Origin of the sequence: Streptomyces sp. NPDC006743 (assembly GCF_040703815.1) — a bacterium.
GTDB lineage: Bacteria > Actinomycetota > Actinomycetes > Streptomycetales > Streptomycetaceae > Streptomyces.
In genome coordinates, this window is the sequence record NZ_JBEYJA010000009.1 from 174,119 (window position 1) to 192,026 (window position 17,908).

Consider the following 17,908-nt stretch of genomic DNA (forward strand, 5'->3'; position numbering starts at 1 on the left):
GTCAACCCGGCGCGTGTCGCTCCCATTTGGATCCGCCCAACCCCTAGCCACGGAGCGTGTCCGTAGGTTTACTATGAGTGACAGAACGGGGTTGGGGTCCCGGGGACAGGAATGTCGAGCGCGCGGTAGCGTCACCGCTGGACCATGAATCGTGTGCCCCGGGGGGCGACCCTCGGCCCGAGAGAGCTTGTAGAGCTTGTACCACCTTGGAGGTGAGGGTGTCCCAGATCGCAGGCGAGCCCGCGGCGAACCAGGACTTCGTGGAAGTCCGGCTGCCGGCTGCGGGTGCCTACCTGTCGGTGCTGCGGACGGCCACGGCCGGCCTGGCGGCCCGTTTGGACTTCACCCTCGACGAGATCGAGGACCTGCGCATCGCGGTGGACGAGGCCTGCGCGATCCTGCTCCAGCAGGCCGTGCCCGGCTCGGTGCTCAGCTGTGTCTTCCGGCTGGTCGACGACTCCCTGGAGGTCACCGTCTCGGCCCCGACCACCGACGGTCACGCCCCCTCGCGGGACACCTTCGCCTGGACCGTCCTGTCGGCCCTGGCGGGCAAGGTCTCCTCCGCCGTCGACGAGGACAAGACCGTTTCGATCAGCCTCTACAAACAGCGCGGCGCGGGACCCGGGCCGGCGTGAGGAACGGGGACGGGCCGGTGCGGGACGAAGAGCGCGGCACACGGGAGCTGCCGGCCGAGGGCGCCATCGCGCCCCGCGCCGAGGCGGCGGGGACTCCTTCCGGAAGTCCTTCCGGGGGCGGGCCGGGCGCGCCGGCGGGGCCTTCGCGGCCCGCGGGCGGCATCGAGGGCATCGACGGCATCCCCGAGCAGGCCAGACCGCACCCGGACGACGAGACCCCGCGGCCCGGTCGTGCCGGCGAGGGGCCGCGGGAGCGGGACGACGCCGTGCAGGGCACGCCTCCGCCAGCGCGGAGCGATGCCTCCGCCGGCCACGGGGGTCCCCCCGTCCGGCCCCCGCAGCCGGGGGCTCAGGAGCGGGCAGGGGCTCGGGGAAGGGCGACGGGCGGGACGATGAGCGAGCACGAGCGATACTCCGAGGACGCCGCGCAGGGCGCCCCGAGCGTGCACGGCACGCGGCACGACCCTCATGACCGCAGTGGCGCCCGCGCGATGTTCGTGGAGCTGCGCGCGCTGCCGGAGGGCAGCCCGCAGTACGCGGAGCTGCGCAACCAGCTGGTCCGGATGCACCTGCCGCTCGTCGAGCACCTCGCGCGCCGTTTCCGCAACCGGGGCGAGCCGCTGGACGACCTCACCCAGGTCGCCACCATCGGGCTGATCAAGTCGGTCGACCGGTTCGACCCCGACCGCGGCGTCGAGTTCTCCACCTACGCGACCCCGACGGTCGTCGGTGAGATCAAGCGGCACTTCCGGGACAAGGGCTGGGCCGTGCGGGTGCCGCGCCGGCTGCAGGAGCTGCGGCTCTCCCTCACCACGGCGACGGCCGAGCTGTCCCAGCTGCACGGCCGCTCCCCCACGGTGCACGAGCTGGCGGAGAAGCTCGCCATCTCGGAGGAGGAGGTCCTGGAGGGCCTGGAGTCGGCCAACGCCTACTCCACGCTGTCCCTGGACGTCCCCGACACCGACGACGAGTCCCCGGCGGTCGCGGACACCCTCGGCGCGGAGGACGAGGCGCTGGAGGGCGTCGAGTACCGCGAGTCGCTGAAACCGCTGCTGGAGGACCTGCCACCGCGCGAGAAGCGCATCCTGCTGCTGCGCTTCTTCGGCAACATGACGCAGTCGCAGATCGCGCAGGAGGTCGGCATCTCACAGATGCACGTCTCCCGCCTGCTGGCCCGCACCCTGGCCCAGCTGCGGGAGAAGCTGCTGGTGGAGGAGTAGCCCCGCGCGCGAGCGGTGGTGCGCCCGCGCGGGACGCAGTCCGCCGGGCGGCCCGTGGGATGCGTGCGGCGCACGGCGGGGCGGAGCCTCCGCGCGACGGCGGCCCGCCGCGTGAGCGAAGCCGGGCGCGAGGGAGCCGGGCCTCCAGCGGGGGCGCCGCGGATGCGCGCCCCGGCGCCAGGGAGCCGGGCGTCCCGCGGCAGCGCCGCTGATGCGCGTGCGGCACCCCCCGCCCGCGGCACCAACCGCTTCCCTAGCGCTGTTCGCTCTCGTGCGCGCGGCCCGGGCCCCTGATGCCGAGGGCGCGGTTCGTCGCCGGGTGCACGAGCAGGACCAGCGAGGCCACGGCCACGGCCGCGAGCGCGATGCCCGCCGGGACGGCCACGCTGTCGGCCTGCAGCAGGCTGTAGGCGACGGGCAGCGCCATGATCTGGGTGATGACCGCCGGCCCCCGGCTCCAGCCGCGCCGGCGCAGCAGCCCGCGGGCGGCCAGCAGCGGCAGCAGCGCCAGCACGAGAACGGTGATCCCGCCGGTGACCGCCTGCTGCCGGTCACCGTCGCCCGTGAGGCCGAGGGCCAGCATCCAGACGCCGCCGACGAGCAGTGCGAGCCCCTCCAGCGCGCACAGCGCCGCCGCGGAGGTCAGCCGTCCTGGGCGCGGGCCGGAGGCGTCCGTGGAGTCGGTCCGGGAGTTCTGCTCACTGCTCACCCCAGAAGGGTAGCCTCAGCCCCGCGGAGCGGCCCTCGCGGAGCCGACCGCCGTGTCCAGGCTCACGCCCGCTCCTCTTACCCGATCCCTACCTCGGCCTGGGCCGAGTACTCCTCAGTAGGTACGCTGCTGACCATGCGTGCACTTCTCGTGGTCAATCCGGCGGCAACCACCACAAGCGCACGTACGCGCGACGTCCTGATCCACGCCCTCGCCAGTGAGATGAAACTGGACGCGGTCACCACCCAGTACCGCGGCCACGCCCGCGATCTGGGCCGGCAGGCGGCGGACAGCGACGACGTCGACCTGGTCGTGGCCCTCGGCGGCGACGGCACGGTCAACGAGGTGGTGAACGGCCTGCTGCACCGGGGCCCCGACCCCGAGCGCCTGCCCCTCCTCGCGGTGGTGCCGGGAGGCTCCACCAACGTCTTCGCCCGCGCCCTGGGCCTGCCCAACGACGCGGTCGAGGCGACCGGCGCGATCCTGGACGCCCTGCGCGAGGGAAGCGAGCGCACGGTCGGGCTGGGACTCGCGTCCGGGACGCCGGGCACCGACGACGCGGCGGTCCCCGAACGCTGGTTCACCTTCAACGCCGGACTCGGATTCGACGCGGGTGTCGTCGGCCGCGTCGAGCAGCAGCGGGAGCGCGGCAAGAAGTCCACGCACGCCCTGTACGTGCGCCAGGTGCTGCGCCAGTTCTTCGGCGAGCCGAACCGCCGGCACGGCGCGATCACCCTGGAGCAGCCGGGCGAGGACCCGGTCGCCGACCTGGTGGTGGCGATAGTCTCGAACACCTCGCCGTGGACCTACCTGGGCAATCGCCCGATGTACACGTCCCCCAAGGCGTCGTTCGACACCGGCCTCGACGTGCTCGGTCTCAGCCGTCTGTCCACGGCCGCGGTCGCCCGGTACGGCACCCAGTTGCTCACTTCGTCCCCGGAGCGCGGACCGCAGGGCAGGCACGCCCTGTCGCTGCACGACCTGAGCAGCTTCACCTTGCATTCGAAGGCGCCGCTCCCCCTCCAGATGGACGGTGACCACCTGGGGCTGCGTACGAGCGTGACGTTCACAGGCGTACGCCGTGCACTGCGTGTGATTGTGTGAGCGGAAGGGCCTAAAGTCCTTTCACTCGAACGTTTAGGCCAGGATCCACCCCATGGAAGTACGGCTGTGACCTAGTCGACACCGAGGAATCCAAAAAAAGTTTCCGGAAGGGGTTGTATCCGCCGCCGAGGTTTGCGAATCTCTACATGGCGATCGGGACGGCCCCACACCGGGCCCCGGAGATCGCCGGAACCCCTCTTCAATCCACAGGACCACGCCAGGGAAACCTGACGGTCGGCCCTTCACTTGTTGAGGGATTCGTGAAAGCGTTCACATTCACAAGCACTTGCACGTAATACCAAGGAGAGGTAGCAGCCATGGACTGGCGTCACAACGCCGTTTGCCGCGAGGAAGACCCCGAGCTCTTCTTCCCCATCGGCAACACCGGTCCTGCGCTGCTGCAGATCGAGGAAGCCAAGGCCGTCTGCCGTCGCTGCCCGGTTATGGAGCAGTGCCTGCAGTGGGCGCTCGAGTCCGGCCAGGACTCCGGCGTCTGGGGTGGTCTCAGCGAGGACGAGCGCCGTGCGATGAAGCGCCGCGCCGCCCGCAACCGGGCCCGTCAGGCCTCCGCCTGACCACAGCCACCCCGCTGACAGCCTGAGCTTGGCGGCGCGTGCAGCGTGCACGCATCCCCCGCCCCCGAGCCGCAGCGCGCAGTACCCCCGATGCTCCCCCAGGCTCTTCGAGCACGGGGTACCCCCATTCCGATGGGGCAGCAACGAGCGACTGGCCCCGGACCTGCCAAGGTCCGGGGCTTTTTGCTGTGCCGACGACGGGGGCGGGGCGGACCGGGCGGGCGGATCCCGCGGGAGCGGTGATGATGGGGGGCGACCCTCGTGAGGAACGGTCACCGCGAAACCGTTCGCTGGGAAGAAGGTTCGACGTGAGGAACGGTTCGCCGTGCGGAACGGCTCCCCGCCACCGGCTACTTGGGCGTCCCCACCGGGATGTCGAGCACCACGCGCGTGCCCCGCTCGGGCGCCGGGACCATGTCGAAGGTGCCGCCCAACTCGCCCTCCACCAGGGTCCGTACGATCTGCAGGCCGAGATTGCCCGAGCTGTGCGGATCGAAGCCCTCGGGCAGCCCCACTCCGTCGTCCTGCACGGTGACGAGCAGACGGCCCTCGCGCGTGGTGCCGCCGCGGACCGCCGACACCTCGACGGTTCCGGTGTCGCCCTCCAGGAAGCCGTGCTCCAGGGCGTTCTGCAGGACCTCGGTCAGGACCATCGACAACGGCGTGGCGACCTCGGCGTCCAGGATCCCGAACCGGCCGCTGCGCCGGCCGGCGACCTTGCCCGGCGAGATCTCTGCGACCATCGCCAGCACCCGGTCGGCGATCTCGTCGAACTCCACCCGCTCGTCCAGGTTCTGAGACAGCGTCTCATGGACGATGGCGATCGAGCCGACCCGGCGAACCGCCTCCTCCAGTGCCTCTCGGCCGCGTTCGGAGTCGATGCGCCGGGCCTGGAGCCGCAGGAGCGCGGCCACCGTCTGGAGGTTGTTCTTGACCCGGTGGTGGATCTCCCGGATGGTCGCGTCCTTGGTGATCAACTCACGCTCACGGCGGCGCAGTTCGGTGACGTCGCGGAGCAGGACCAGTGAACCGATGCGGGTCCCCTTGGGTTTGAGCGGGATGGCCCGGAACTGGATCACCCCGTCGTGCGCCTCGATCTCGAACTCGCGCGGCGCCCAGCCGCTCGCCAGCTTCACCAGTGCCTCGTCCACCGGGGCGCGGGACGGGGCGAGTTCGGCCGTGGCCTCGCCGAGATGATGGCCGACGAGGTCGGCGGCCAGACCGAGCCGGTGGTAGGCGGACAGCGCGTTCGGCGAGGCGTAGGTGACCACGCCGTCGGCGTCCAGCCGGATCAGGCCGTCCCCGACGCGCGGCGAGGCGTCCATGTCGACCTGCTGGTCGGGGAAGGGGAAGGAGCCGGCCGCGATCATCTGCGCCAGGTCGGAGGCGCTCTGCAGGTACGTCAGCTCCAGCCGGCTCGGGGTGCGGACGGTGAGGAGGTTGGTGTTGCGCGCGATGACACCGAGGACGCGTCCCTGGCGCCGTACCGGGATGGACTCGACCCGGACCGGTACCTCCTCGCGCCACTCCGGGTCTCCCTCGCGGACGATCCGCCCCTCGTCGAGCGCGGCGTCGAGCATCGGGCGGCGGCCGCGCGGGACGAGGTGGCCGATCATGTCGTCCTGGTAGGACGTCGGGCCGGTGTTGGGCCGCATCTGGGCGACGGAGACGTAACGGGTGCCGTCCAGCGTGGGTACCCACAGCACCAGGTCGGCGAAGGAGAGGTCGGAGAGCAGCTGCCACTCCGAGACCAGCAGGTGGAGCCATTCGAGATCGGAGTCGTCGAGGGCGGTGTGCTGGCGTACGAGTTCGTTCATGGAGGGCACGTCTGCGAGCGTACCCGGGCGTTTGTACGGTTTCGAAATACGCGGGGGCACGGGGGACGGGTCCGCGGGGGGGCCGGGTGGGGTGGGGCGCCGCGAGGGGCTAGGCCCTGCGACTGCCCGAAGCATGCGGGCCCCGGGCCCGGGTGCGGCCCGGCCCGGAGACACCCGCGGGCCGCGGCGCCTGAGAGGGACCCTCAACCCTCCCGGCACCGCAGCCCGGAGCAACATCGGCCGTGGGGTGTGCGGTCCCGGTCGGCCGAAGGGTGAGGAGCCGGGGCAGTCAGGGCAGAGAGCACCGGTTCCTCGGTCCGCCCTCCTGTGCGGGGAGGACGGAGGTTCACGTGTTCACCTCGTGTGCCTGTGACGCGCGTGCGCGGCGCACAGGCCTTCGTTCTGGATCCCTCTCGATTCTGGACTAGACCACTTGCGCCTGTCCATGAGCGGGAAGCACTTCGTTGTGCCTTCTTCGTCGAACGACCGGCTCGAGACCGGCCGGGGCCGGCGGCCGAGCCCACCGGCCGCGCCCGCTGGGCGGTGACCGACCGGGACTGCCCGGCCGACCGGACGTGCCGGACCGGCCGTCGGCCGTCAGGGGCCGGACGCCGGGCGTTCGTCACGGAGCAGCCTAGCCCGCCCGGCTCAGCCACGGGGCCAGATGGTCATGGCAATTTCCGCCACCGCCTCCAGTTCCTCGCGGCTCGCACCGTCGCGGGCCTGCTGGGACATCCCCTGGACCAGCGCGCCGACGTACCGGGCGAGCGCGCCGGTGTCGGTGTCCGCGGGCAGCGTGCCGGCGGCCACGTCCGCCTTGATGCGGCTCTCGAAGGCCGCGATGTTCTCGTTGCGCCGCGCCCGCAGGGACTGTTCGACCTCGGGCGTCGTGCAGTTGGTGGCCGCGTGGATGACCAGGCAGCCGTGCGGACGGCCCGGGGCGGTGTACTCGGCCGCCGCCTCGCGCAGGATCCGTTCGACGGCGGCGCGGGCCGTGGGCTCCTCCGTCAGGGCGCGGGCGCCGAAGGACCCGTACCGCTCGCCGTAGTCGCGGACCACCTCGGCGAAGAGCGCCTGCTTGTCGCCGAAGGCCGCGTAAAGGCTGGGAGCGCCGATGCCCATGGCTCGGGTGAGGTCCGAGACGGAGGTGCCTTCGTACCCGTGCTCCCAGAAGGCCAGAACGGCCTTCTCCAGTGCGGTCGTCCGGTCGAACGAGCGGGGCCGGCCACGGCGCCGGGCGCCCGGCACGCCTGCCGCACCGGCGCTGACCTGCTCTTCTGTCGCCTGCTTCACCACCATGGGGTGATTTTATAGCGGACACTAGAGAAATGACAGCCGCGTGCGGTACGGTCTTTCTGTAGCGACCGCTAGGGAAATTCGGAGGGGCTTGCCATGGGGACGGACGAGCGCTCGGGCGCCACCGGGGGGACGGACGGGGCCGCGGGCTCGCTCGCGGGGAGGACCGCGCTGGTCACCGGGGCGAGCAGGGGTATCGGGCGAGGCGTCGCCGAGCGGCTGGCACGGGACGGCGCGCGCGTCGCCGTGCACTACGGGAGCAACGAGGCGGCGGCGCAGGACACGGTCGCCGCGATCCGGGCGGCGGGCGGCTCGGCCTTCGCCATCGGCGTCGAGCTGGGGCGGCCCGGCGACGCCGAGGCGCTCTGGGCGGAGTTCGACCGGCACGCGGACGGTGTGGACATCCTGGTGAACAACGCCGGGATCGGCACGTCACCGCCGCTGGAAGAGATCGACGAGGAGCAGTACGACCGGGTCTTCGCGGTGAACACCAAGGCACCGTTCTTCATCGTCCAGCACGGCCTGGGCCGCCTGCGCGACGGCGGCAGGATCGTCAACATCTCCACCGGCCTCGCTCGCGACGCCGTCATGCCGGACAAGGTGGCCTACTCGATGACGAAGGCCGCGCTCGACGTGTTCAGCCGGGACCTGTCGAAGCTGCTGGGTCCGCGCGGCATCACGGTCAACTCGGTGGGGCCGGGCCTCATCGACACCGACAACACGGCCGGACTGCTGCACCGGACACCGGGCGGCTGGGAGCGGGGGGCGGCGATGTCCGCGCTCGGGCGCGTGGGCACACCCGCCGACGTGGCGGACGTGGTGGCGTTCCTCGCCTCGGACGGGGGACGGTGGGTGACGGGGAGCTGGGTGGACGCGACGGGGGGTTCGCTGATGTAGGCGCGGGCAGGCGCCGGGACACGTGAGGGCAGGGGGGGTCGCCGGGGCGGACGGGGGCCGGGAAGTGACGGGTGGAAAGGCGGCAGCGGCGGGGAGGTGACGGCCGGGTGGCGAGGCCCTGAAGCCGAGGGCCGGGGGTTGCGCGGGACGGGTCCTGGGAACCCGATTCTGCTAGATTGGTCTAAACCACACGACCCCTCCTTTCCGGGTCCGGTCCCCTTCTCGGCTCTCCTCAGATCGGCAGGCCCAGCGTGGAAGTTGTCATCGTTCCGGATGCCAGGGCGGGCGGCGAGCTCATCGCCGAGGCCATGGCGCAGTTGCTGCGGCGGAAGCCCGACGCCCTGCTCGGCGTTGCCACGGGTTCCACTCCGCTGCCCATCTACGAAGCGCTGGCGGCCAAGGTGCGTTCCGGCGCCACTGACACCTCCCGGGCGCGGATCGCTCAGCTCGACGAGTACGTGGGGCTGCCCGCCGATCACCCGGAGTCCTACCGCTCCGTGCTGCGCCGGGAGGTGCTGGAGCCGCTGGGGATCGATATGGAGGCGTTCCTGGGACCCGACGGAACCGCCGAGGACGTGCAGGCGGCCTGCGAGGCGTACGACAAGGCGCTGGCCGAGGCGGGGGGTGTGGATCTCCAGCTGCTCGGCATCGGCACCGACGGGCACATCGGGTTCAACGAGCCGTGCTCGTCGCTCGCCTCGCGGACGCGCATCAAGACGCTGACCGAGCAGACGCGCGTGGACAACGCGCGCTTCTTCGACGGCGACGTCGACCAGGTCCCGCACCACGTCATCACCCAGGGCATCGGAACGATCCTGGAGGCCCGGCACCTGGTGCTGCTGGCGACGGGTGAGGGCAAGGCGGACGCGGTCGCCGCAACCGTCGAGGGACCGGTAGCGGCGGTCTGCCCGGCCTCGGCGCTGCAGCTCCACCCGCACGCCACCGTCGTCGTCGACGAGGCCGCCGCCTCCAAGCTGAAGCTCGCCGACTACTTCCGCCACACCTACGCCCACAAGCCGGAGTGGCAGGGCATCTAGGGCCCGCCGCGCCCGCGCGGCAGGCGAAGGCGCCGGTGCGCTGGAGGGCGCGACCGGTGCCTTCGCCGTACGCCCCCCGAGGCCCGGCCGAGCCCGCCTCGGGCCCCGTGCCTCCCGTCGGCGGCCGAGCCGTCGGCGGTGACGCCCGATCACCGGGGCGCCGTGCGCGGACCTCCCCACGGCCACGGCGGACAACCGAACCCCGGAGCCCAGGGCCCCCTCGCCCGCAGGCGGCCCCCGGCCGGCCCGTGCCGCCTCCCGGCCCGCGCCCGCCGGCGTCCATGAACGGGTCAGATCCCCAGCCGGGCGCCCTCCGGGGCCGGGGATGAACGGGCTCCGCCCGGCAGGGTGCTGCCGGGCGGAGGGGCCCCCGTCACAGGCGGGGCGCCGGTGTGCGGATCGAGGCGCCCCCGCAGAGCGCGCGCCGCAGGAACCACCGTCCTGCGCCGCTCACTCCCCCGCGATGACCTCCGTCGCGACGGCCTCCCCCGCGATGACCTCCGCCGCTGCCCGGCCGCATACGCGGGCCGCGCCGTGGGTGGCGATGTGGAGGGAGCCCCTGGAGGGAGCCTGGGGGACGCCCATCTCGACCACGACGGTGTCGGGGCGCGCCGCGATCAGGGTGTCGAGGGCCGCCGCCATCCAGGGGTGACGGTGTTCGTCGCGGACGACCGCCACCACCCTGCGGCCGGCCGCCGCCTCCAGGGCCGCCTGCCCGGCGTCCGGACCGCTGAAGCTGCCGGTCTCCGTGCCGGGCAGGAGGCGGCCGAGTTCCGCCGCCACGCCCCAGGGGGTCTCGGTGCCGACGGCGATGTTGGCGACGGGGGCGAGGGCGGCGACATAGGGCGGCCGGGTGAGGGGGGTGAACGTTTCAGCGACGGTGACCCGCAGGGCGCGGCGGGCCGCCCGCAGTCCGACCTCCGGGTCGGCGGGGGTCCGCGCCGCGGCGGCCGCCGCGGAGGCGGTCCAGCGGGCCAGGGCGCGGACCCGTTCGGCGGCGTCCGCGAGCCGCTCCTCGGGCAGGTCCCCGGAGCGGACCGCGGCGACCAGGGCGTCGCGCAGCCGGCGTACGGTCTCCTCGTCCGCGAGGCCGCCGCCCACGCAGATCGCGTCGGCACCGGCGGCGACGGCGAGGACGCTGCCCCGCTCGATGCCGTAGGTGTCGGCGATGGCCTTCATCTCCACGGCGTCGGTGACGATCAGGCCGTCGTAGCCGAGTTCGCCGCGCAGGAGGTCGGTCAGGACGCGCCGGGACAACGTTGCCGGAAGTTCCGGCTCCAGGGCCGGTACGAGGATGTGCGCGCTCATCACGGCCTTGGTGCCGGCGGCGATCGCCGCGCGGAACGGTGCCAGGTCGCGTTCGTGGAGCACGTCGGTGTCCACGTCGATGCGCGGCAGCGCGTGGTGGGAGTCGACCGCGGTGTCGCCGTGCCCGGGAAAGTGCTTGGTGCAGGCGGCGACGCCCGCCGCCTGCAGTCCGGTGACGTAGGCGGCGGTGTGCCGGGCGACCAGGTCCGGGGCGGCGCCGAAGGAGCGGACGCCGATGACCGGGTTGCCGGGGTTGGAGTTGACGTCGGCCGAGGGCGCCCAGTTGAAGTTGGCGCCGCACTCGGCGAGCCGCCGGCCCAGCTCCCGGGCGACGTGCTCGGTCAGCTCCACGTCGTCCACCGCGCCCAGCGCGTGGTTGCCCGGGAAGCTGGAGCCGGTGCGCACCTCCAGGCGCGTGACGTCGCCGCCCTCCTCGTCGATGGCGACCAGGACGTCCTCGCGTTCGGCGCGGAGCTGGGCGGTGAGGGCGCTCAGCTGCCCGGCCGTGGCGACGTTGCGGCCGAACAGGGCGACCGAGGCCAGTCCTTCGCCGAGGTGGCGCAGCAGCCAGTCGGGGGCCGTGGTCCCCGTGAAGCCGGGCTGGAGGACGGTCAGCGCGTCCCGGGCGAGTGCGTCGTTGTGCGAGCCGGACGCGGTGGTGCCGCTGGCGAATGTCGTCATCGGGTGGCGTTATCCCTTCACGGCGCCCGCGGTCAGGCCCGCGGCCATCTTGCGCTGTACGAGGAGGAACAGAACGACGATCGGTACGGCCATCATGGTGGCTCCGGCCATCATCGGGGCGTATTCGGTGCCGTGCTTGGTGGTGAAGTTGCCGAGCCAGACGGTAGCGGTCTCGTGCTCCTGGCTCATCAGCATCAGGGCGTAGAGGTACTCGTTCCAGGCCTGGATGAAGCCGTAGACGGAGGTGGCGACCATGCCGGGGGCGAGCAGCGGGAAGACGACCCGGACGAAGGCGCCGGTGCGGGTGCATCCGTCGACCATGGCGGCCTCCTCCAGCTCCTTGGGGATGTTGACGATGAAGCCGCGCAGCGTCCACACCGTGAAGGGGAGGATGAAGGTCAGGTACGTGATGATGAGGCCGGTCAGCTTGTCGTACTGCCCCAGGTCGTTGAGGAGCAGGAAGATCGGGATGATCATCGCGACCAGCGGCACCATCTGCACCGCCAGGATGCCGACGATCACGATCTTGCGGCCGCGGAAGGCGAACCGGGAGATGGCGAGCGCGGCCAGGGTGCCGACGATCATGCCGACGACCACCACGACCAGCGAGACGACGAGGCTGCGCCCGACGGGGCCCCAGAAGTCCGCGATGTCCAGGGCGCGTCTGAAGTTGTCGAAGGTGAGGCCGGTCGGCAGCAGGCTCGGGTCCGGGTCGATGGCGTCCTTGGCCGGCTTGAACGCCGTGTTGAGCATCCAGTAGAGGGGGAAGCCCAGGACGAGGAAGACCAGCAGGCCGAGCAGGTTCCAGCCGAGCTTCGGCGACCGGCGGCGGCGGACCGGAGGGGTGGCGGTGGTCGTGCCGCTCAGGGTGCTCATTCGACCTCTCCGATCTTCAGCATCTGGCGCATGTACACGGCGACCACGCCCAGCAGCAGCAACACGGTGATCAGGGCGATCGCCGAGCCCTGCGCGTAGTCGTTGACCACGAAGGCGCGGTCGTAGGAGTAGGTGTTGAGGATCTGGAACTCCGCCTCGGGGTGGCCGCCGCGCATGACGAACACCTGCGGGAAGACGCCCATGTCCCAGATGACCGACAGGGTCGTGAGCATCACGATGATCGGCTTGAGGATGGGCAGCGTGACGTAACGGAAGACGCCCCACGCGCCGGCGCCGTCCAGCCGGGCGGCCTCCTCCATCTCCTTGGGCACCTGGGTGAGGCCCGCGCTGAGCGTGATGACGACGAAGGGCACGGCCCCCCACACCACGAGGAGCATGATCACCGCGAGGCCCTGGGGGCCGCTGGCGAACCAGTTGTGGCCGATCATGTCGACCCCGGGCAACTTGCTGACCAGCGCGTTGAGGATGCCGTAGTCGGCGTCGAAGATCCACTTGAAGACGGTGGTGGCGACGATGACGGGCATGCCCCAGCTCGCCACCAGCACGATGTTGATCAGTGTCTTCACCCAGCCGGAGACCCGCTGCTGGAGCAGGGCCAGCGCCATGCCGATGACCATGGTGAGGACCACGCAACCGACGGCGAAGACGATGGTGCGCACGACGACGGCCCAGAAGTCGCCGTCGCTCAGCACCTTGCTGAAGTTGTCGAACCCGACCCACTCGGCGCCCTGGAAGCCCCACAGCTGGGGCTGCCCGAACTTCTGGAAGGACAGGGTGACCAGGCGGACCAGCGGATAGGCCATGACCAGGGCGAGGACCAGCAGGCAGGGCGCGAGGAGCAGCCAGGGTGTCGCCGCGCCGCCGGACGTCCGGTTTCTGCGTGGCCGGTTCACCGCGGCGGGCGGCGGCGCCTGCCGCGGCGGCGGCACCTTGGCAGGGGTGGTCGTGTCTGCGGCACTCATCGCGCGCTCCTCAGCGGTCCCTCATCAGGTGGTACGAAGGCGAAGCAGGCCAAAGCCGTGCGCGGCCGCGCGGGGGCCGGGCCCCGGCCGGCGGCCGTGCCAGGAGCAGGGCCCCGCGCGCGGCGGGGCCCTGCGGCCGGGTCACTTGGTGTTGATGACCTTGTCGATCGCGGCGTCCGCGTCCTTGGCCGCGGCCTCGACCGACTTCTTGCCGGTGCCGATGCTCTGCAGCATGGTCTGCAGCACCTGGGCCTTCTCGACCTGGCCCCAGCCCGGCGCCATCGGGACGAACCAGCTGGACTCGGCGGCGGTGGCCGGGACCGCGGTCTTCGGGTCGCTCTTCAGCGTCGCGAGGTCGGTCTTGTTGTTGGGCAGGTTGCCCTTGGCGATCAGGCCCTTCTGGCCGCCCGAGCCGGTGAAGGCGTTGATCCACTCGGCGGCGAGCGCCTGCGCCTTGGACTTGACCGGCACGGCGAGGTCCGAACCGCCCAGGAAGACCGGCATGTTCTTGCCGGACGGACCGGGCATCACGAAGTTCTCGACCTTGTCCGCGAGCTTGCCGACCTTGTCGTTCTTCGGGTCGGCGGCGGTCGCGCCCTCCCAGGCGGCGGCGAAGATCATGCCGGACTTGCCCTGGCCGTAGACGATCGGCCGGTCGGCCTCGTCCTTGGTCTTGTCACCGTGCATGTACTTGTCGAGGACGGCCTTGTAGTCGTTCAGGCCCTTGAGGGACTCGGGGGAGGACAGGTTGGCCTTCCACTGGCCGCCCTCCTCCTTGGCGATGGAGCCGCCGGCGTCGTAGACGAAGGACATGGCGGCGTACCAGTCACGGCTGGGCTGGTACCAGGCGCTGAACTTGTCGCCCTGCTTCGTCTGCACCTTGTCCAGGTCGGAGAGCAGTTCCTGGTACGTCTTCGGGGTGGTCTTCACACCGGCCTGGGCGAAGACGTCCTTGCGCCAGTTGGCCACGCGGCCGCCGGCGTAGTAGGGGACGCCGTAGGTCTTGTCCTCGTAGGTCACCGAGGCCTTGAGGCCGTCCAGCCAGCCGGAGGAGTTGTCGAACTTCGACGCGTCCAGGGGGGCGAAGGCGCCCTTGACCATGTAGCCGAGCATCTCGGTGTTGCCCATCTCGACCACGTCGGGGGCCTTGTCGGTGGCGAGCACCGCGTCGAGCTTGGTGTTCTTGTCCGGCCAGCCGTAGTACTCGTGCTTGACCTTCAGGCCCGGGTGCTTCTTGGCGACCGCGTCGTCGGCCGCCTTGACCAGGTCCGGCCAGTTGTTCTGCGCGTCGACGGTGAGCCAGACGGTCAGCTCCTTGGCGTCGGCCCCCTTCGAGCCCCCGTCCTTGTCGTCACTGCCGCCACACGCCGCGATGGAGACCATCATGCCCGCGATACCGATCGCAGCAACCAGCTTGCGCTTCACGCCACCCTCCTCAAGGGATGCCACAAACCCCCCTGCCTCCCCGCGGTTGAGCGACAGTGGAAGCGTCAGCGCATACCGCCCATGGGGCTGGGACCTGGACCAATGGTGTAGACCAGTAGGGGGAGCTTGGCCCAGACCAATAGGGCTGTCAAGGGTGCGCCGACCCGCTCAACTGCTCCGTTATGGGACCGCGATATGCAGGGACCTTTCATTGCTCAAGCGGTCAAACGGACGTCCCCGCTCCACTGGACCACCGGCCGTCATTTCCCCCTGGCCGGACGCCTGTTCGTGTGGACCACCCGTCCCAAGGACGGACGATGGACTAGACCAGCAGGGGTCACGGCGGTATACAGAGGAGATCACGGAGCGTGCGGGAGAGCACCCCGCACAAGAAGCCGTGCCACGATGTGAGCCGTGGCCGACGGGACGTCGGCCGCTTCGGCACCGGAGCCGGGAAGGCGGAGCATGAGCACCGACGTCAGCAGTGCGGAGAACGAGGGTGGGGCGACCGTCCGTACCGCGCGCGTGCCCAAGTACTACCGCCTGAAGAAGCACCTGCTCGACATGACCCAGACGCAGACGCCCGGGACCCCCGTGCCGCCCGAGCGGACGCTCGCGGCCGAGTTCGACACCTCGCGCACGACCGTGCGCCAGGCGCTGCAGGAACTGGTCGTCGAGGGCCGGCTCGAACGCATCCAGGGCAAGGGCACCTTCGTCGCCAAGCCGAAGGTCTCCCAGGCGCTGCAACTGACCTCCTACACCGAGGACATGCGCGCCCAGGGCCTGGAGCCGACCTCCCAGCTGCTGGACATCGGCTACATCACCGCCGACGACCGGCTCGCCGACCTGCTCGACATCACCACCGGCGGGCGCGTCCTGCGTATCGAGCGGCTGCGCATGGCCAACGGCGAGCCCATGGCCATCGAGACCACCCACCTGTCGGCCAAGCGCTTCCCCGCGCTGCGCCGCAGCCTGGTGAAGTACACCTCCCTGTACACCGCCCTCGCCGAGGTCTACGACGTCCACCTCGCCGAGGCCGAGGAGACCATCGAGACCTCGCTGGCCACCCCGCGCGAGGCCGGCCTGCTCGGCACCGACGTGGGCCTGCCGATGCTGCTGCTCTCCCGGCACTCCCAGGACCGCACGGGCCAGCCCGTGGAGTGGGTGCGCTCGGTGTACCGCGGCGACCGCTACAAGTTCGTGGCGCGGCTCAAGCGGCCGATGGACTGACGGCGCGGCCCCCTCACCGGCCCCGCGCTGCCCCTGCGGCCGGCCCCCCGGCACGGCCCGCGCGGCCGTATGCGGAACCGGTATGCGGACAAGGGGTTCCGTTACCTGTCACCGTGACCTAGATTGCCTGCGCAATCGCACGGCTGACCAGCGAGGGGACGGAGCCGCACATGTCAGATGAGCCAGGAGTGGGCAAAGGGGTGGTGACACCCCTGCGGGTCGTCATCGGCCTCTGCCTCGTCGCGCCGTTCGTGGCGATGCTGTGGGTCGGTTCGTACGCCAAGGTCGGCCCCACGTTCATCGGCATCCCGTTCTTCTACTGGTACCAGATGCTGTGGGTGGTCATCTCCACGGTCCTCACGGTGATCGCCTACCGGCTGTGGCAGCACGACCAGCGCGGTCGCCGCACGGCCGGCACCGCCTCCGCGAAGGGCGGTGCGACCCGGTGAAGGACGGCGTCAACGGCGTCGCGCTCGGCGTCTTCATCTTCTTCTTCCTGCTGGTCACCGTCATGGGGTTCCTGGCCGCGCGCTGGCGCCGGGCGGAGAACGAGCACAGCCTCGACGAGTGGGGCCTGGGCGGCCGGTCGTTCGGCACCTGGATCACCTGGTTCCTGCTCGGCGGCGACCTGTACACGGCGTACACCTTCGTCGCCGTGCCCGCGGCGATCTACGCGACCGGCGCGGCCGGGTTCTTCGCGGTGCCGTACACGATCCTGGTGTACCCGCTGATCTTCACCTTCCTGCCGCGGCTGTGGTCGGTCTCGCACAAGCACGGGTACGTGACCACGTCGGACTTCGTGCGCGGCCGGTTCGGCTCCAAGGGCCTGTCGCTGGCGGTGGCGCTCACCGGCATCCTCGCCACCATGCCGTACATCGCGCTCCAGCTCGTCGGCATCCAGGCGGTGCTCGACGTGATGGGCGTGGGCGGCGGCGAGAACACCAACTGGTTCGTGAAGGACCTGCCGCTGCTGATCGCCTTCGGTGTCCTGGCGGCGTACACGTACTCCTCGGGTCTGCGCGCCCCGGCGCTGATCGCGTTCGTGAAGGACGCGCTCATCTACATCGTCATCGCGGTCGCGATCATCTACATCCCGATCAAGCTGGGCGGCTTCGACGACATCTTCGCCAAGGCCGCCGACGCGTTCGGCCAGACGAACCCGGCCACCGGCAAACCGCGCGGCGCGGTGGTGCCGGGCGAGGCGAGCCAGTGGACCTACGCCACCCTCGCCCTGGGCTCCGCGCTCGCGCTGTTCATGTACCCGCACTCGATCACCGCGACGCTCTCCTCCAGGAGCCGTGAGGTGATCCGCCGCAACACCACGATCCTGCCGCTGTACTCGCTGATGCTGGGTCTGCTGGCACTGCTGGGCTTCATGGCCATCGCGGCGGGCGTGAAGGTCCAGAACGGGCAGCTCGCCATCCCGCAGCTGTTCGAGGACATGTTCCCCGACTGGTTCACCGGCATCGCCTTCGCGGCGATCGGCATCGGGGCACTGGTCCCGGCGGCGATCATGTCGATCGCGGCGGCGAACCTGTTCACCCGCAACATCTACAAGGACTTCATCAGGCCGGACGCGACGGCCGCGCAGGAGACCAAGGTCTCCAAGCTGGTGTCCCTGCTGGTGAAGGTGGGCGCGCTGGTCTTCGTCCTGACCATGGACAAGACCGTGGCGATCAACTTCCAGCTGCTGGGCGGGATCTGGATCCTGCAGACCTTCCCGGCCCTGGTGGGCGGTCTGTTCACCCGCTGGTTCCACCGCTGGGCGCTGCTGGCCGGCTGGGCCGTGGGCATGGTCTACGGCACGGTCGCGGCCTACGGGGTCGCCTCCCCGACGCAGAAGCACTTCGGCGGCTCGGCCAAGGAGATCCCGGGCATCGGCGAGATCGGCTACATCGGCATGACGGCGTTCGCCCTGAACGTGATCGTCGCCGTCGTCCTGACCTTCGTCCTCAAGGCGCTCAAGGCCCCCGACGGCGTCGACGAGACCAGCCCGCAGGACTACACCGCCGACGCGGGCGACCCCGGCGTCGCGGTCGAACTGCCGCCGGCCACGGCGGGCAGCGCGCACTGAGCCGCCGCACCCACACCGACGGGCCGCCGGGAAAACCGGCG

16 protein-coding genes are annotated in these 17,908 nt (G+C 71.1%); 9 read left to right on the forward strand and 7 right to left on the reverse strand.

Annotated features, from left to right (window positions below):
- The first annotated feature begins 218 nt into the window (after positions 1 to 218).
- Positions 219 to 635, forward strand: coding sequence for an anti-sigma regulatory factor (locus ABZ719_RS11070; RefSeq protein WP_009190566.1), 417 nt, complete (start codon positions 219 to 221; stop codon positions 633 to 635).
- Between the two features lie 17 nt (positions 636 to 652).
- A complete protein-coding gene (locus tag ABZ719_RS11075) occupies positions 653 to 1,855 on the forward strand; it encodes a SigB/SigF/SigG family RNA polymerase sigma factor (RefSeq protein WP_366724908.1) in 1,203 nt (400 codons plus the stop codon).
- 253 nt (positions 1,856 to 2,108) lie between these two features.
- Here ABZ719_RS11075 and ABZ719_RS11080 read toward each other — a convergent pair whose 3' ends face one another.
- Positions 2,109 to 2,564, reverse strand: coding sequence for a hypothetical protein (locus ABZ719_RS11080; RefSeq protein ID WP_366724909.1), 456 nt, complete (start codon positions 2,562 to 2,564; stop codon positions 2,109 to 2,111).
- 135 nt (positions 2,565 to 2,699) lie between these two features.
- Here ABZ719_RS11080 and ABZ719_RS11085 point away from each other — a divergent pair, with 135 nt between their 5' ends.
- Complete coding sequence (locus ABZ719_RS11085) at positions 2,700 to 3,668, forward strand: diacylglycerol kinase family protein (RefSeq protein WP_366724910.1); 969 nt, start codon at positions 2,700 to 2,702, stop codon at positions 3,666 to 3,668.
- A 317-nt stretch (positions 3,669 to 3,985) separates the two neighbouring features.
- Positions 3,986 to 4,243 (forward strand): WhiB family transcriptional regulator, encoded by a 258-nt coding sequence (locus ABZ719_RS11090; protein ID WP_016639615.1) that lies wholly within the window; start codon positions 3,986 to 3,988, stop codon positions 4,241 to 4,243.
- Positions 4,244 to 4,593: 350 nt separating this feature from the next.
- On the opposite strand, the gene ABZ719_RS11095 is transcribed toward ABZ719_RS11090, so the two are convergent.
- Together ABZ719_RS11095 and ABZ719_RS11100 are read right to left on the reverse strand one after the other, a co-directional pair.
- Entirely contained in the window at positions 4,594 to 6,060 is a 1,467-nt protein-coding gene (locus tag ABZ719_RS11095; protein ID WP_366724950.1) for a PAS domain-containing sensor histidine kinase, read from the reverse strand.
- Between the two features lie 648 nt (positions 6,061 to 6,708).
- Entirely contained in the window at positions 6,709 to 7,359 is a 651-nt protein-coding gene (locus ABZ719_RS11100) for a TetR/AcrR family transcriptional regulator (protein ID WP_366724911.1), read from the reverse strand.
- A 93-nt stretch (positions 7,360 to 7,452) separates the two neighbouring features.
- Between ABZ719_RS11100 and ABZ719_RS11105 the strand changes: the two genes are divergently transcribed.
- Positions 7,453 to 8,253, forward strand: coding sequence for an SDR family oxidoreductase (locus tag ABZ719_RS11105; RefSeq protein ID WP_366724912.1), 801 nt, complete (start codon positions 7,453 to 7,455; stop codon positions 8,251 to 8,253).
- A 251-nt stretch (positions 8,254 to 8,504) separates the two neighbouring features.
- Complete coding sequence (gene nagB, locus ABZ719_RS11110) at positions 8,505 to 9,290, forward strand: glucosamine-6-phosphate deaminase (RefSeq protein ID WP_366724913.1); 786 nt, start codon at positions 8,505 to 8,507, stop codon at positions 9,288 to 9,290.
- 450 nt (positions 9,291 to 9,740) lie between these two features.
- Here nagB and ABZ719_RS11115 read toward each other — a convergent pair whose 3' ends face one another.
- The 4 genes from ABZ719_RS11115 to ABZ719_RS11130 form a co-directional block, all read right to left on the reverse strand.
- Positions 9,741 to 11,279, reverse strand: coding sequence for a glycoside hydrolase family 3 protein (locus ABZ719_RS11115; RefSeq protein ID WP_366724914.1), 1,539 nt, complete (start codon positions 11,277 to 11,279; stop codon positions 9,741 to 9,743).
- 9 nt (positions 11,280 to 11,288) lie between these two features.
- On the reverse strand, positions 11,289 to 12,155 hold the full coding sequence (locus tag ABZ719_RS11120) for a carbohydrate ABC transporter permease (protein WP_366724915.1): 867 nt from the start codon (positions 12,153 to 12,155) through the stop codon (positions 11,289 to 11,291).
- Positions 12,152 to 13,138, reverse strand: coding sequence for a sugar ABC transporter permease (locus ABZ719_RS11125; protein ID WP_366724916.1), 987 nt, complete (start codon positions 13,136 to 13,138; stop codon positions 12,152 to 12,154). The genes ABZ719_RS11120 and ABZ719_RS11125 overlap by 4 nt, the downstream gene beginning before the upstream one ends.
- 141 nt (positions 13,139 to 13,279) lie before the next feature.
- The gene (locus ABZ719_RS11130) at positions 13,280 to 14,563 is read right to left on the reverse strand and encodes an extracellular solute-binding protein (protein ID WP_366724917.1); all 1,284 of its coding nucleotides are present in this window, start codon (positions 14,561 to 14,563) and stop codon (positions 13,280 to 13,282) included.
- Between the two features lie 465 nt (positions 14,564 to 15,028).
- Between ABZ719_RS11130 and ABZ719_RS11135 the strand changes: the two genes are divergently transcribed.
- From ABZ719_RS11135 to mctP, 3 genes are all read left to right on the forward strand, one after another.
- Complete coding sequence (locus tag ABZ719_RS11135; protein WP_366724918.1) at positions 15,029 to 15,793, forward strand: GntR family transcriptional regulator; 765 nt, start codon at positions 15,029 to 15,031, stop codon at positions 15,791 to 15,793.
- Positions 15,794 to 15,963: 170 nt separating this feature from the next.
- A complete protein-coding gene (locus ABZ719_RS11140) occupies positions 15,964 to 16,242 on the forward strand; it encodes a DUF3311 domain-containing protein (protein ID WP_366724919.1) in 279 nt (92 codons plus the stop codon).
- On the forward strand, positions 16,239 to 17,867 hold the full coding sequence (gene mctP / locus ABZ719_RS11145; RefSeq protein ID WP_366724920.1) for a monocarboxylate uptake permease MctP: 1,629 nt from the start codon (positions 16,239 to 16,241) through the stop codon (positions 17,865 to 17,867). Before ABZ719_RS11140 ends, mctP begins: the two co-directional genes overlap by 4 nt.
- Positions 17,868 to 17,908 lie beyond the last annotated feature (41 nt).